Here is a 14,867-nt window from a genome sequence, read left to right as displayed (position 1 = left end):
GATGAAGAAAATTATGAATAAGCCGGAAACGCTAGTCCGGGAAATGTGTAATGGACTTGTCTTAGCGCATCCTGAGCTGGATTTCAACGATAAATTCAAAGTGATTTCTAAAAAAGAGATCAACACCAATAAAGTTACACTAATAAGCGGTGGCGGAAGTGGGCATGAACCAGCCCATGCCGGGTTTGTAGGCAGCGGTATGCTGGATGCAGCCGTGTGCGGTGATGTGTTCGCTTCTCCATCCCAGATTCAGGTCTACCAAGCGATCCGTAGCTCTGCAAGTAAAAAGGGAACGCTGCTTATTATTAAGAACTACAGCGGTGACATCATGAACTTTAAAAATGCGGCTCATCTTGCAAGTGAAGATGGCATACAAGTGGAATATGTCAAAGTAGACGATGACATTGCCGTTGAAGATAGTCTCTATACCGTAGGGAAACGAGGGGTGGCCGGAACTGTTCTCGTTCATAAAGTAGCCGGGGCTGCGGCAGAAGCCGGACTGTCCCTGACGGAAGTAAAAGAAGCGGCGCAACATGCAATTGACCATGTTCGCACCATCGGCTTCGCCTTTACATCTTGCACCGTTCCTGCCAAAGGAACCCCGACGTTTCATATCGAAGAGGATGAGATGGAATACGGTGTTGGAATTCACGGTGAACCTGGAATTCGCAGAGAAAAAGCCGTGTCAGCGGATGAACTCGCGCAGCGAATGGTTACGTCCTTGCTGAGCAACTTGCAAATGAACGATGAGTCGCAGCACGAAGTTGCTGTTTTGATCAATGGATTTGGTGGAACACCACTGCAAGAGCTTTATTTGTTGAATAATTCTGTGATCCGTGAATTGTCGGCGAAGAATAAGCAAGTATTTAAAGTATTTGTCGGCAATTATATGACCAGCATCGATATGGCTGGCGCATCAGTGTCGATTATGAAGCTGGATGAGACGCTGAAGAAATGGTTGTCTGCTCCGTGTGATACTCCGGCATTGTCGGTTAAAGGTTCATTTGAGCCTGTAAAATATACGGAAGTCATCAAAGAAGAGAAAGCAGACAGCACAGTATCCTTCAAGAATAATACGGATGCTGAAGCAGCGATAATTAAGAACAACCAGTTTTCCTTACAAAATATCGTATTTTTGATCGATCAAATGAGTGAGGTCATTATCGAGAATGAGGTACCGTTCTGCGAGCTAGACGCCCACGCCGGAGATGGTGATTTTGGGATGAGCGTAGCCAAGGGCTTTAAGCAGTTGAAAGTAGAATGGGAAGATATTCTAGCTAATCATCACAGCGATATCGGTGACTTCCTTGATGCTTGTTCATTGATCATTATGGAGCATTGTGGAGGAGCTTCCGGGCCGATCTGGGGATCGGGCTTCCGCGCTGCGAGCAAGACTGCGCTGCAGAAGCAGGAGTTATCCATTCAGGAATTTGCCAATATGATGCAAGCGGTCGTCAAAGGAATTCAAGATACGGGCGAAAGGTCTTTCGGAAGAGGTGCTGTCGTTGGAGACAAGACTTTAATTGATGCGCTTGTACCTTTTGCGGATGCCTGGACACAAAGCGCAGAACAAGGCGAAGATATAAAGCTGGCAGCTATCAAAGCTGCTGAGGCGGCAGTTCTCGGTGCCCGGAAGACTTCCGATATCGTCGCCCGTATGGGAAGAGCAGGCACGGTAGGTGAACGCAGCATTGGTTATCCGGATGCAGGAGCTTACGCGCTTGGAGTTATTTTCACAGAGCTAGCTAAATCGATGAGATAAGAGATAATATAAACTGAATCCGGATCTGAATAATGCTACGAAAGTTAAAAGCTGATTAACAGAAATCGACACCCCCTTATCCATTAGGATGAGGGGGTGTTTGTATTTGGAATCATACGCTAACACTCCTCATAAACTGTTCGTTGCAGTTTAGCTAATGTCTCGGATATAATGATCTAAATGATAATCGTTATCATTTAATACATGAATAAAGGTGATCTCCTCATGATAAAACACTACATTGGGGTTACAGCATACTACAGATCTGCTGAGGGTATGAATTAATGACAAGAAAATCAATTCATAACATCTATAACGGGTATTTCAATGCATTGTTTGAGACTCCGGCTATAAGGGACACCACAGAGCGAATGCATTTCTCACAACCTAGTGACCATGGATACGTCGATAGGGTTATCACATCTTCCGGGATCGAAATTGTAGATAGTGATTACCGTTTCACTGAGGATCGTTTAATCCGAGTTCAATCCGAAGCAGCTATGATTGAGCTAAGCTTTTGTCTACAGGGCAGCGGAGAAGTTCAGGTAACAGGCAATAGTCACGAGTTGGTGCCCGACAGTTGTTCATTGCAGCTCATGCGAGATTTCCAAGCCGAATTTCACTATCGCAGTGCTGAACCCATCCGTTTACTGTCCATTGGTGTACCGGTAACACTGTTCGATTCATGGATGGTAGAGCAAGGATCTCTACATACTTGCAGTTTATCCGGGCTGTTAGATACACAATCATTTCGTATGTTCCGTATGCCTATTCTTCCAGAAACCTCCCGAATATTGGTTCAATTGAGAGATTGCCCATATCATACCTCAATGCGCAGGTTATACGCAGAGGGTAAGGCATTAGAACTCCTTTCCGCATATTTGGGCGCTTTTCTTTTTGAGCAGAATCATACTAAACGTAGCTTGCATTTATCTCGCACTGACCGGGAAAGCATTCGGAGAGCCAGGGAAATCATACTCGAGAAAATGGCAAACCCTCCATCACTCATAGAGCTTTCCAAGCTGGCGGGTATTAACGAATACAAATTAAAAGTTGGTTTTAAGGAAGAGTATGGTACGACTGTATTTGCCTATTTACGGAACAAACGTTTAGAAAAAGCATGGGAAATCATACGTTCCGGGGAGAGTAGTGTTAGTCAAACAGCGACGATGGTAGGTTACAACAACTTTAGTCATTTTGCGGAGGCGTTTCGGAAGCAATATGGAATAAATCCTTCTGAAATAATAAAAAAACGTTAGACAACAAATAAATATCCGCTAAACCGTTATTCAATCCCTCTATCGGTAGTTCAGCCCTATCAGCAGAGTGTATGATCGGACTTGCTAGTAGTGAGAATGATTATCAATAGATTGGAGAGGGTTGGAAAAAATGTTCAGTTTAAAACGTATCTCTTATATTGGAATCGCCTTATTCATGATGGTGATGTTGTACGGATGTGGGAATTCAGGGCAGGAGGCTCAAGGGGAGAACTCCCCACCTGCGGTGAAATCTGAACCCGTCGCTACGAATTCCTCCGAAACACGTACCATTAAGGACGCCAAGGGAGATGTTGAAATACCGGTAAACCCGGTTAGAATTGCCGATGTATCTGGCTCAACTGAAGAACTTTTAGTGCTTGGATATAAACCTGTGATTACCGGGAATACAGACATGGCTAATTCACTGGAAATCACACCTATTCTAAAAAAAGAACTGCCTAATGTAACGCCCGTTGGATGGTTTCAAACGGAAGTTAACTTGGAAGCGATTAGTGCAGCAAGTCCTGATTTGATACTGGCAGGGCCTACGCAAGAGAAAATCTATGATCAACTAAATATGATTGCTCCAACAGTGAGGGTTCCTTATGGCTTTAATGCTTTTAGAGAGCGGTTTGCCTTTGTTGCAGAGGTACTTGATAAGAAAACAGAAATGGATGAGTGGCTGAAGGCCTATGATCAACGTGCTCAACAACTGCATGATCAAATCACAAAGATAACTAAAGAAGAAACGTTTGCGGTAATCGAAGCTACAGAGAAAGAAATCCGGATCTATTCCCGCACAGGTATTGCAGATATGATTTTTAATGATCTTGGATTACTCATCGCGCCAGGTACACCGGAACCAGACCCATGGGGAGGAAAAGTAACAAGTCTAGAAGCACTGTCTACCTTTAATCCAGACCACATCATTTTATTATCTGATAATGACCGGAATGTTCTAGACCAAAGTAAGGTCTGGAGCAGCCTAAAAGCTGTAAAATCGAAAAATATATATCGCATGACAAGCAGACAAAATTACAATGAAGCATTCTTTGCATTGGGGAAAGAGGCATTGCTGGAACAAATCGCTGAACAAATCAAGGAACATATCAACAAGTAAAGCTATTCTGTTTAAAATAAAATGTGTAGCTAAAAAACACTGATCCTAATCTGGATCAGTGTTTTTTTAGTTCGAGATTCTTCCAACTTTATGAATCTAATCAATACATTCAATTTTCCTATGTAGGTTTTTTCATGAAAATCAAAGAATTTGTATATGCTGCATGATTCGCTGTATGTCAGAACTTGGAATCTGATTGTCGTAAATTTGATTTTTGGTGTAATGTTGATTAATCTGATAGGTGCGCCTATCATGGCATTGATTACGAATACTTCCATTTGGGCTAGATTAACAAGTGTGGTGATCTTTCTTCCAGGTGATATCATTAAAGCGGTTATTGCAGCCATCATTGCGATATAGCTTAGAATAATCCCAGGTTTTACATAATTATAAATCAAGAGGAGATTTGATAGGATTATGAATGGTAATTATCTGGATAAGATATAAAAAACAGCACCAAGTAAACAACAATAAAATTTTGAAAAGAAGAGGGAAGTTTTATGCAAAGGATTCAAAATTCTAAAATGTACTTTATATTTATTCACATATTTTTGTTGATCTTATTATGTACCTCAATGTATGCCTATTCTCCATGGATTCGTACTAAAGTGAAGGAAATTCTCGAGCCTGCGGACAAAGTCTATACCATTGCTCATCGTGGCGCTTCGGGATATGCTCCTGAGAATACTATACCTGCATTCGAACTAGCCATTGATATGGATACCGATTATATCGAGTTAGACATTCAGTTAACTAAGGATCGTGTTCCTGTTGTTATTCACGATGAAACTATTAATCGTACGACAAATGGAACGGGGTATGTTAAGAATTATACTTTAGAGCAGCTTTCGAAATTAGACGCTGGCTCTTGGTTTAACGAACAATATCCCATGTTTGCTAGGGAACAATATGCTGGATTACGTATTCCGACGTTAGAAGAGGTATTTGAAAGGTTTGGAAAAGAAGTGGACTATATGATTGAGATTAAAGATCCTGCTTTGTATCCGAATATCGAAACCATATTAAACGAACAAATTGAAAAATATAATCTGTCTGATCATGTTTCCGTACATTCATTTAGTGAGGCGAGTTTACGTAAGCTTCATTCGATTAACCCAGAGATCCCGCTTTATCAAATTGTTTGGTATAATATTCCGGTTTACAAAGTACCAGAGTCTTTTATCAATCGGGTGAAAACTTATGCAGTTGGTATTAGCCCTAACTTTCAAAGAATAAATTCCTCCTATGTCGCACAGGTGAAAAATTCGGGTCTAAAGGTATTTCCGTACACAGTGAATTATCAAGTGAATATGGACAAAGCCGTGGTTTGGGGCGTAGACGGGGTACATACCAACTTTCCTGACCGTTTTAATGAAGTGATTAAGAATAATAAGAAGTGAGGAAGTACGGAAACGGGAATTCAACTATCGGAAATTCATATGCCGAATACATCGATTTCAGAGACAGGATACCATGTTTTTGAATTTACGTCTTTAAAAAACACTTGAATAGTATAGGTGCCTTTTGTATTAAACGAATAAGTAAATTCGTTAGTTTTGAACCAAAAGTTTTCTTCACTTTTCTTAATTTGTTGATTATCGATAGTTTCTGTTTTATCTGCGGGATCAGTGATCGTAAGTTTTATATCTGAAATTTCTGTTTTTAAATGATCTACTTGTAATAAGGTTGAAAAGGCAAACCGAGCAGGGCTTTTTACCTTACCGAAAATCTCTCCATTGTTATCAAGCAATACCATGTTCACATTTGGCTTGTAGATTCGAACCGTTTTACTTGTTTCATCTAAAGCGATTAAAGCAAACAAATTTTTAGAGAGCTGTTCAACAGGTAAGAGAATTTCCCCCTCGGATATTACTGCTGCCTGTTTTTGTACCACATTATTGAAATATAATGAAACTTCTGATTGGTTCGATGCGGCATAAATCATTGTTCCCGGTAGAATCATTATGCAAAGTGCTAATATAGTCAGTTTAATTATTTTTCTCAATGAAATCTCCTCCTATATTTTTGTTATGTTAATTATACCCATAAGATGGAAGATAGTTTCTTTTATGCAATTAATAAAATAAAAAAAGGTCAGTAGAGGGGATTACCCTTTCCTGACCTTTTTGATGTTAAAATTAAGGAGCGATAGCAAGTAGAAGACTGCTTCCTTTGTTCACCCTAACTAGAACCCTCTCACACTGCTTGGGGGTACTTTTCTATGTTTTTTGAAAGTCCGGCTGAAATAGTAGATATCACTGAAGCCAGTTGTGGTAGCGATTTCAGAAATCGTTAACTGGGTATGCCTTAGCAAATAATCTGCACGGTCTAAACGGACAGCATTTATATATTCCGATATCGTATGACCAGTTAATTCCTTGAAGAGACGACTGAAATGGAAGCGGCTTAGCCCTGTTAGAGCCGCAAGTTCGTCAACTTGAATGGGCTCCTGGTAATGGGTATCGATATAACGCAAAACAGGTGCGAAGCGTTCAACGGTTTGAATACGTCTTTCTTGCTCAGCCTGTGAGAGTACGGTGACGATATGTCTGCGCAATAGCAACGTTAGCAGGCGGTATAGCTCGGACTTCACGGCCAGCTCATATCCAAATTCGCGAAGTTCCAGTTCCCGAATAATCGCCAGCGCACAGTCTGTAATGTGCTGATCCCCCCGGATATGATTACGTAACAGCAGCTGGTTCTGCTGAATCGGGGCGATGAACTTGGTCTCGGCAGCGTCGCTTACCGCACTATGCAGCAAAGAAGTATCTGCAATGATCGCATAATACAATAAATCAGAAGAAGCGCTCACCCCATAATGCAGCTCGTTGCTGTTCACAGCAACTAAATCACCAGCCCGTACGTTGATCGGTGTTCGTCCGCATTCAAAAACAGCCTCACCGCTTTCGATAAACAGAAACTCAAGATGCTCATGCCAATGATGTGGGAACAACAAAACTCCCTCTTGGTTGAAGCGCTGGGTATGTACTTTAATCGGAAACTCGGGATCCGGCATGTCCATGGGTTCCTGTAGATGTTTATCATAGTCCAACATTTATTGACTGCACCTCCTATAGCACAATTGTACAAATGAAACCGCAAGGTTCTGCATGGTGTTTAGGGTTGAAATCATTATAATACGAATCATAACCTATGCAAAATAAAGGAGAGAGTATTTATGGATATGATCAAAATTGGCGTAATAGGAACCGGCTCTATCTCCAGCATGCACTTAAGTGCTTATCGGAATAATCCGCAGACAATCATATATGCGGTTTGTGACCTGAATGAAGAGCGTGCACGAGCTGTTGCTGCTGAGTATAACGTGGAGAACGTATACACGGATTATCGTGAATTGCTGGCTAATTCCGAAATAGATGCAGTCAGCATCTGCACATGGAACAACTCTCATGCTGAGATTAGCATCGCGGCACTTGAGGCAGGCAAACATGTACTTGTGGAAAAGCCCCTTTGCCGCACGGTTGAAGAAGCACTTCAGGTTCAGCAGGCAGTGGAAAAGAGAGGTAAAATTTTACAAGTAGGCTTTGTACGACGTTATGACTCTAATGCCCAGCTTCTTCAGACATTGGTGGAACAAGGAGAATTCGGTGAAATCTACTATGCGAAGGCAACGACGTTCCGGAGACTTGGTAATCCCGGCGGCTGGTTCAGTGATATTGAACGCTCCGGCGGCGGACCATTGATTGATATCGGCGTCCATGTGATCGATCTATGCTGGTATTTGATGGGCCGTCCGAATCCAGTATCAGTAAGTGCCAATACTTACCGGAAGCTCGGCAATCGTTCCAATATCAAGAACCTTTCTTTCTATAAAGCCGCTGATTACGACGCAGCGAACAATACGGTGGAAGATTTAGCAAATGCACTAATTCGTTTTGAGAATGGAGCTTCGCTGATGGTTGATGTTAGCTTTACATTGCATGCCAAAGAAGACGAGCGCTCGGTCCGCCTGTACGGTGACAAGGGTGGGTTTGAAATTGATCCTGAGATAGTCCTCGTCAAAGAACAGTCGGATACGATCGTCAATATCTATCCGCAGACCGATCATAAGGGGTTTGAGTTCAACAGTGCATTTCAAAATGAGATTAATCACTTTGCGAACAACATCAGCAACGGCTCTACACCGATTAGTCCTGTGCAGGACGGTGTTACAATCATGAAGATTCTCGGCGCGATCTATGAATCCGCTGCCAAAGGCGAAGAGGTGAAACTATGAAGCTAGGAATCAGTACCTACAGTTTGCATTCAGCTTTTTCAACGGGTGAGCTTACGCTTGAAGGAGTCATTGAGACGATCGCCGATCTGGGCGCGGAGCATGCGGAGATTGTACCCTTGGGCATCAATTTGGTTGAGAATCCTGAGCTAATTGATCAGATTGTACGTACGGCAGCAGGTCGTGGACTAGAGTTGTCTAATTATGCTATCGGGGCGAATTTTGCCGGTCTGGCGACAGCGGAAAGACAGCGTGAAGTCGAACGGGTAAAGCGGGAAGTAGACGTCTGCGCGGCATTAGGCATTCAGCGGATGCGGCATGATGTAGCCTCGTCAAATGATCTATCTATTGCGCACTTTCTGGAAGAGCTTCCACATTTAGCTGAAGCCTGTCGAGAAATTGCCGATTATGCCGCAGGTTTGGGCATCACGACCAGTGTGGAGAATCATGGATACTTTATTCAGCACAGCGATCGTGTACAGGCGTTGGTTCACGCAGTAGGAAGAGATAACTTCCGTACAACACTCGACATTGGTAACTTCCTGTGCGCAGATGAGAATCCGCTTATTGCTGTGACTAACAATATTAAGCTTGCTTCGATGGTACATTTCAAAGATTTCTATATTCGTCCGCAGGATCGCCAGCCTGGCGAAGGCTGGTTCCAGTCTACTGGTGGGAACTGGTTGAGGGGTGCCATCGTTGGTCAAGGAGACATCGATATGCCGAGTGTCATTCGAACCGTTAAGGAAAGTGGCTACGATGGATATATCTCTGTAGAATTTGAGGGAATGGAAGAGTGCCGTAAGGGGACAAGACTTGGGTTAGAATACATCAAGCGGGTTTGGAACCAAATCTAATTCATTTTAAAGGAGGATTATTACCATGGTTAAACCAATTATCACTAACAAAATCGGCGTTATCGTAGACAGTTTTCAGGTCGGAGTAAAAGAGGGGTTGCGCAAGGCAAAAGAAGCAGGGGCTGATGGAGTTCAGATTTATGCGGTACAAGGTGAATTTGATCCCGCTAACCTTTCTCCTTCAGCCCGCCGTGAATGGAAGGAATACATCGCTTCACTGGGCCTCGAAATCTCTGCCCTCGTTGGAGATTTAGGCGGACATGGATTTCAGGACCCTGCACAGAATCGTGCCAAAATCGAAAAGTCCAAACGCATTATGGAGCTGGCCAAGGAGCTAGGTACAGATATCGTAACTACACATATCGGTATTGTTCCCTCTGACCACACCAGTGAAATTTATGAAACCATGCACATCGCCTGTGAGGAACTAAGCAGATACGCGCATGAGATGAATTCTTACTTTGCGATTGAGACTGGGCCAGAACCCGCTGCGCGTCTGAAGACGTTCCTCGACGGTTTGGGTTCCAAAGGGGTTTCTGTTAATTTTGACCCGGCCAACATGGTGATGGTGACTGGTGATGATCCCGTGCAAGGTGTTCATACACTAAAAGACTACATTGTACACACCCATGCTAAAGATGGTCTCAAACTTGCCGATATCGATCCACGCGATGTTTACGGTCAATATGGTTATGAAGCACCCGCATTAGACCATGAGAAGATGGCTGAAATGGCCGAGACCGGCTCGGCGTTCCGTGAAGTTCCACTTGGAGCAGGTTCTGTCGACTGGAACAATTATCTGCAAGCGCTGAACGACATCGGTTATACAGGTTTCCTGACCATAGAACGGGAAGTTGGCACTAATCCAGAGGAAGATATCCGCCAGGCTGTGAATTTTTTAAAGGCTTTTCGGGTCTGAGCATGGTAGTAATAATGATTAAATAGTTCATCCAACCTTTGGGATAAAAGAGAAGCTGCCTTACAGGAGAACAGGCCTGTACGGTGGCTTTTTTTATTGCTACAAACAATTTTACATAGTTCAGGATAAGAATCTGATCCAATTGCTAATCTCATTTATTGCAACTTTATCCTCTATTTGGCGTTAAAGAAGAGAGAATACGAAGGGGGAGCCTATATGAAAAAGATAAATCTACTAGCCCTTTTAGCAGTCATTTCAGTAATCATTGTTGGATGTTTCAATACAGGGAATAAGGATAAAGTGAATGAAACCCTGATCGATCTGAGCTCTGTTAATTCCATAACAATCCAGAACGATAGCGGTGAATCCATGACCATAACGGACAATAATTTAATAGAACAATTCAATGAAGCCATACATACTGCTGAGTATGACAGCGCCAAGCTTGATATTGCAGCACCTGATTATGAAGCTACTGTTGAAATGAAGAATAATGAAAACGAAAAGTTCTCATTCTGGATTAAGGGCGAGAATAGTGGTCTTTTCACCAAATCAGGACAAAATGGACATTACAAGCTGCCGGAAACAAAAAAAGTAGTTTTACTTGATTTATTTCAACCCAATGAGCAACAAGTAGAAGCCGATAATCTAAAAATTGACGAGGAAATTAAGCGAATCACAGTAGCGAAATCTCTAGCACATGGTTCAGTGAATGCTAACATAAAGGCTGAATACATAGATCATGAAAGCATAGAAACTTTCGTCCGAGCCATCCGTACCGCTGTACAAATACCAGGAAATTTAAATACCGCAACGCCTAACTATGATATTGTTCTAATTTCAAATAATAATAAATATGCCTTTCATCTATGGATTAACGAAACAAGCGAGCAAGGCATGTTAATGAATGTGAACGAAACAAGCACAGGCTACACACTTACTAAGGAATCAACTATCGAGTTAAAAAAGCTTATATTCTTGGAAGCAAACTTTAAGGGGCTGGAGTTTAATGCAGTACGGAGCTCAAATGGAGAACTGGTGGCTAAACCAATTGGCATAACCGAAAATAACTATCTATTAAACGGTGGGGCAGTGGTTGAATTACAAGGAATCTTATATCATACCATTCATTTTTTCTATGGCGACCATAATGCAGTTAACGCTTTACTAGCCCATGATCCTGCTACGAATGAGGTGATGGTGAAATGGAGCGATGAGCTGATCGATACCGATAACCGTTGGAACAATGCATTTATGAACAACTATAATATGCTAATCAAGTTGGACGAGGATCATCTATTATTTCTGGAATCGGATCTGACGAAAGAAGCTGGGAAATATCATTTGTCCTCTTATAATGTTGTTACAGGAGATATTGAGCGACTTCGGGAAGACTTTTGGCCGCTTTCTGATGATTCTGACTACATCTATAAATTCCAGTGGAATGCGGATGAACAAATATTATTTATGCAAAGTTACCTCGGCAATGTATGGTTGTTTGATCTGAGGAAAGGAAAGGACGATGTGCATCTTCTAAAATATCCGGTAATCCCTCACTCGACGACCGGTGCGCCATCCCTGTTTCTTTCACCAACCTTTAAGAGATTTGTACATGATGATGAGAGCGGCCAATTAACCTTTTACGATAATAAAGGAGCTTCGCTACGCACTGTAGCTTTACCACAAGAGCAATATGTACCTTCTGAGAAAATAAAGTGGAACCCGGCGGGCACGATTGCCTGGATGGATACAGCAGAGATGAACCAAAACCGAATCCATGACATCGATATCGATTATTTGAAAATCGTTCCCCAAAAAATTGATTTTTATAATCAGGATGGGCTTCCCATCGGCTCCATTAAGACTGAAAGCGACCAAGAAGATGCAGCGGTTGAAGTTGTAGGATGGATGGACGCTAATGTAGCTGTGATAAAATCCTATTCCGTAGAACTTTTGTACAAGGATACTATAGGACTGAAGGTTAAGAATGTTTCTTATTATCTCTATGATGTAAAGAAGAAGCAGGAGGGGGCTAGCTTTTCGTCCATCCCCGCCAAAGCAACTGTAATTTTAGATCATCACCTGGATGATGCTGATAATGAAGGCAATATCACTGTGAGTTTTAAAGAAATTACCTATAAAAAAGGAAATTAAATGAGCCTCGGAAGTTCGCCGCAATGATCACATAAGATCATTGGGAAGCTTCCCGAGGCTTCTTTTTTATAATTTCAAGACAATGCTTAAGAATGCGTTATATTCATCGAGTTAGTCTGTACTTGAATTTTATAATTATCCTGCTGAAGTACGGACGGAAGTCTGTAGGTCTAGTTGGAAGCCCTGTACCAGGGTTTCCCCGTTCATAAGATCGGTCTCATACGCCCGTTTGAAGCCTAAGCGATAGTAGAGCTTGATTGCTGAAGCCATCATTTCTGAGGTATGCAGATTTAAAGTGGTGGCACCCAACTCGCTAGATCTCCTAGCAGCTTCATGAATTAGATGGGTTGCAACGCCGAGGCCGCGAGCGGATGGGGATACGGCAAGCAAGCGTAGGATAGGGGAGTGAATGCCTAGCTCTGGTTTACCGTAAGCCGTTTCCGAGGAGCTAAACAAGAGCGCGCTACCAATGATTTTCTTGTCGATTTCAGCGATGATCCGCACGATCGGGGCATCGCCATGGACAGATTTAAGAAGTGATTTCCGGTACGCTAGCCACAACGGCTCGGGCATGATTTCCGAATATTGGTGGTAAGCGTCCAGTATCACTTCAGCGATGGCATCACGGTCATTATTCTCAGCTTCACGGATAATAATCTTTTGTGACATAATCTCGCGATCCCCTTTCAGTTAATGTAGAGTTCATACGAATGAAGTCATTATAAACGATAATTCCGAGTTATATAAGGGGTATTTGATTATTTTGATAAATGAATAGAAAAGCTCTATATGAAATAAACACAACAGTCGATTATAAAGGGATTCACTATAGCTTCTGTAGTTTCGAATTTTAAATTATTTATCATTTATGAATGAAATTTTGTGGAAATCCGATTATTTTACACGGAATTTAAGTTGACAAAAAATAGGGGGGTGCATAAGATATAAACAAAATCTATAGGAAAGCATCGTTCTATTTCATTGTTTTTTCATCGGAATAGTAAAATTAATATTAGTTTAGGGGGAGTAGGGATGAACATTGAAAATATTGAGGCTTTTGTCTACATTAACCATTATGGAAGCTTCAATAAAGCGGCCGAAGTCCTATATATCTCTCAGCCGACAGTTACGGCACGGATTCAATCGCTCGAAAGGGAATTGGATTGCAGAGTGTTTGATCGGTTAGGTAAGCAGATTAGCCTAACGGATAAAGGTAAGCAATTTCTTCCCTATGCCCAGCAGATTCTCCAGATCTATCAGAACGGTAAATATCAGGTTCAGGCCAAGGGGCTTATTCCAAATGAACTGAGGATCGGCAGTACTGTCTCGGTATCCAATTATTTAATGCCGCATCTGATGCTTCATTTGAAGCGCAGGTATCCGCATATCACGATCAAGCTGACGACAGCTTCTACGGAAGTATTGATTGATAAGCTGAAATCGAAAGAGCTAGATCTGGCTTTTATCCGTAAGGTCGTAAATCCAGCCATTCAAGCCTTTCCTTTCTGCGAAGACCCCATTTCGCTGTATGTAGAGAAGGGGCATCGCTTAGCTAAGGCACAACGTACATCGCTGGAAGATATTCGCCAGGAGACGTTAGTCTTTTTTGAATGCGGGTCTTTGGATTGGATGCGACTGCACCGAGTATTTGAAAGCATGGAACAGCCGCCGAAAATTGAATATCAGGTGGATAACCTGGAGACAGCCAAGAAGTTGGTGTTGAAAAAAGCAGGTATCTGTTTCCTTCCGGCACTTAGTGTGCAAGAGGAAGTAGCGGCTGGGACGTTAGTACGGGTGGATATTGCGGAGACGGAAGGCATCTCCTTACGAACCAGCCTGATTTCACTAAATGGGGAGAACGCTGAATTCATAGAAACCCTGCTTGAACTCGGTATTGGTAAAACGGGAGATCGACTAATTGTATAGATGTATTAAAAAACTCTATTAGCGCATGGACACATGCAGTGATAAAGTTAATTGCATATAATGACGACTATTTCGATAGGAATTATAAATTTAATTTCGGAAGGATGGAGGGCTTGCGATGAGTGAGACATACAGACTGGCAGAACTGAAAGATGCGGAGATTTTGCTTGAGGTTACATATCGTGCGTATGAGCTGATTCGTGAGCTCGGGCTGCATTGGCCGGCGGCTACAGCTGACTTGGCACTTATTGAAGACAATATTGCTACGAATGAGTGTTATGTGCTTGAAGTTGATGGAACGATAGTTGCGACGATAACACTTTCAAAAGAAGAAGAGATTAAGAAGATTAGCCCACTGCCTTTTATTAAATGGTTTGCTGCTCATCCGGATTACAGTAACAGAGGTTATGGTGGAAAGCTTCTGGATTGGGTGGAAGAGCACATTATTGCTGGACAATTGGGTTCGGCTGCGGTCACGCTGGCAACGGCGAAGAAGCACCCATGGTTAGTTCAAATGTATGAACGCCGGGGGTATGAACGGTTTCTGGAACTGGATCAGCAGAATGGTGACGGCATTATGTATCTGATGAAAAAAACACTTTTAGATAAACCACAAATCATTCAAAGGGGATAGAA

At 42.3% G+C, this 14,867-nt stretch carries 14 protein-coding genes; 11 read left to right on the top strand and 3 right to left on the bottom strand.

Annotated elements, in window-relative coordinates:
- Position 1 precedes the first annotated feature (1 nt).
- The 5 genes from dhaK (at position 2) to ACFWMP_RS16680 (ending at position 5,541) form a co-directional block, all read left to right on the top strand.
- Positions 2-1,762: a dihydroxyacetone kinase subunit DhaK gene (gene dhaK / locus ACFWMP_RS16700; RefSeq protein ID WP_076286790.1), complete on the top strand. Its 1,761-nt coding sequence runs from the start codon at positions 2-4 to the stop codon at positions 1,760-1,762.
- A gap of 284 nt (positions 1,763-2,046) precedes the next feature.
- Entirely contained in the window at positions 2,047-3,021 is a 975-nt protein-coding gene (locus ACFWMP_RS16695) for a helix-turn-helix domain-containing protein (protein ID WP_379424281.1), read from the top strand.
- Positions 3,022-3,151: 130 nt separating this feature from the next.
- Positions 3,152-4,141 (top strand): ABC transporter substrate-binding protein, encoded by a 990-nt coding sequence (locus ACFWMP_RS16690; protein WP_379424280.1) that lies wholly within the window; start codon positions 3,152-3,154, stop codon positions 4,139-4,141.
- 156 nt (positions 4,142-4,297) lie between these two features.
- Entirely contained in the window at positions 4,298-4,501 is a 204-nt protein-coding gene (locus tag ACFWMP_RS16685) for a biotin transporter BioY (protein ID WP_379424279.1), read from the top strand.
- Positions 4,502-4,695: 194 nt separating this feature from the next.
- Positions 4,696-5,541 carry a glycerophosphodiester phosphodiesterase gene (locus ACFWMP_RS16680; protein WP_379424278.1) on the top strand — a complete coding sequence of 282 codons (846 nt, stop codon included), beginning with the start codon at positions 4,696-4,698 and terminating at the stop codon, positions 5,539-5,541.
- 35 nt (positions 5,542-5,576) lie between these two features.
- On the opposite strand, the gene ACFWMP_RS16675 is transcribed toward ACFWMP_RS16680, so the two are convergent.
- Entirely contained in the window at positions 5,577-6,146 is a 570-nt protein-coding gene (locus ACFWMP_RS16675) for a hypothetical protein (RefSeq protein WP_341128221.1), read from the bottom strand.
- A 180-nt stretch (positions 6,147-6,326) separates the two neighbouring features.
- Positions 6,327-7,196, bottom strand: a complete 870-nt coding sequence (locus ACFWMP_RS16670; protein ID WP_042188277.1) for a helix-turn-helix domain-containing protein — start codon at positions 7,194-7,196, stop codon at positions 6,327-6,329.
- 123 nt (positions 7,197-7,319) lie between these two features.
- Between ACFWMP_RS16670 and ACFWMP_RS16665 the strand changes: the two genes are divergently transcribed.
- The 4 genes from ACFWMP_RS16665 (at position 7,320) to ACFWMP_RS16650 (ending at position 12,305) form a co-directional block, all read left to right on the top strand.
- A complete protein-coding gene (locus ACFWMP_RS16665; RefSeq protein ID WP_379424277.1) occupies positions 7,320-8,378 on the top strand; it encodes a Gfo/Idh/MocA family protein in 1,059 nt (352 codons plus the stop codon).
- On the top strand, positions 8,375-9,232 hold the full coding sequence (locus ACFWMP_RS16660; RefSeq protein WP_379424276.1) for a sugar phosphate isomerase/epimerase family protein: 858 nt from the start codon (positions 8,375-8,377) through the stop codon (positions 9,230-9,232). The genes ACFWMP_RS16665 and ACFWMP_RS16660 overlap by 4 nt, the downstream gene beginning before the upstream one ends.
- 25 nt (positions 9,233-9,257) lie before the next feature.
- A complete protein-coding gene (locus ACFWMP_RS16655; protein ID WP_076286784.1) occupies positions 9,258-10,151 on the top strand; it encodes a sugar phosphate isomerase/epimerase family protein in 894 nt (297 codons plus the stop codon).
- A 216-nt stretch (positions 10,152-10,367) separates the two neighbouring features.
- The gene (locus tag ACFWMP_RS16650; RefSeq protein WP_379424275.1) at positions 10,368-12,305 is read left to right on the top strand and encodes a YhfM domain-containing protein; all 1,938 of its coding nucleotides are present in this window, start codon (positions 10,368-10,370) and stop codon (positions 12,303-12,305) included.
- A gap of 135 nt (positions 12,306-12,440) precedes the next feature.
- On the opposite strand, the gene ACFWMP_RS16645 is transcribed toward ACFWMP_RS16650, so the two are convergent.
- Positions 12,441-12,974 carry a GNAT family N-acetyltransferase gene (locus ACFWMP_RS16645; protein ID WP_379424274.1) on the bottom strand — a complete coding sequence of 178 codons (534 nt, stop codon included), beginning with the start codon at positions 12,972-12,974 and terminating at the stop codon, positions 12,441-12,443.
- A gap of 363 nt (positions 12,975-13,337) precedes the next feature.
- Between ACFWMP_RS16645 and ACFWMP_RS16640 the strand changes: the two genes are divergently transcribed.
- Positions 13,338-14,231: a LysR family transcriptional regulator gene (locus ACFWMP_RS16640; RefSeq protein ID WP_042188290.1), complete on the top strand. Its 894-nt coding sequence runs from the start codon at positions 13,338-13,340 to the stop codon at positions 14,229-14,231.
- A gap of 118 nt (positions 14,232-14,349) precedes the next feature.
- Positions 14,350-14,865 (top strand): GNAT family N-acetyltransferase, encoded by a 516-nt coding sequence (locus ACFWMP_RS16635; protein WP_076286782.1) that lies wholly within the window; start codon positions 14,350-14,352, stop codon positions 14,863-14,865.
- Positions 14,866-14,867 lie beyond the last annotated feature (2 nt).

Origin of the sequence: Paenibacillus sp. NPDC058367 (assembly GCF_042723305.1) — a bacterium.
Classification (GTDB): domain Bacteria; phylum Bacillota; class Bacilli; order Paenibacillales; family Paenibacillaceae; genus Paenibacillus_AQ.
This window is presented reverse-complemented; position numbering and strand designations above follow the sequence as displayed.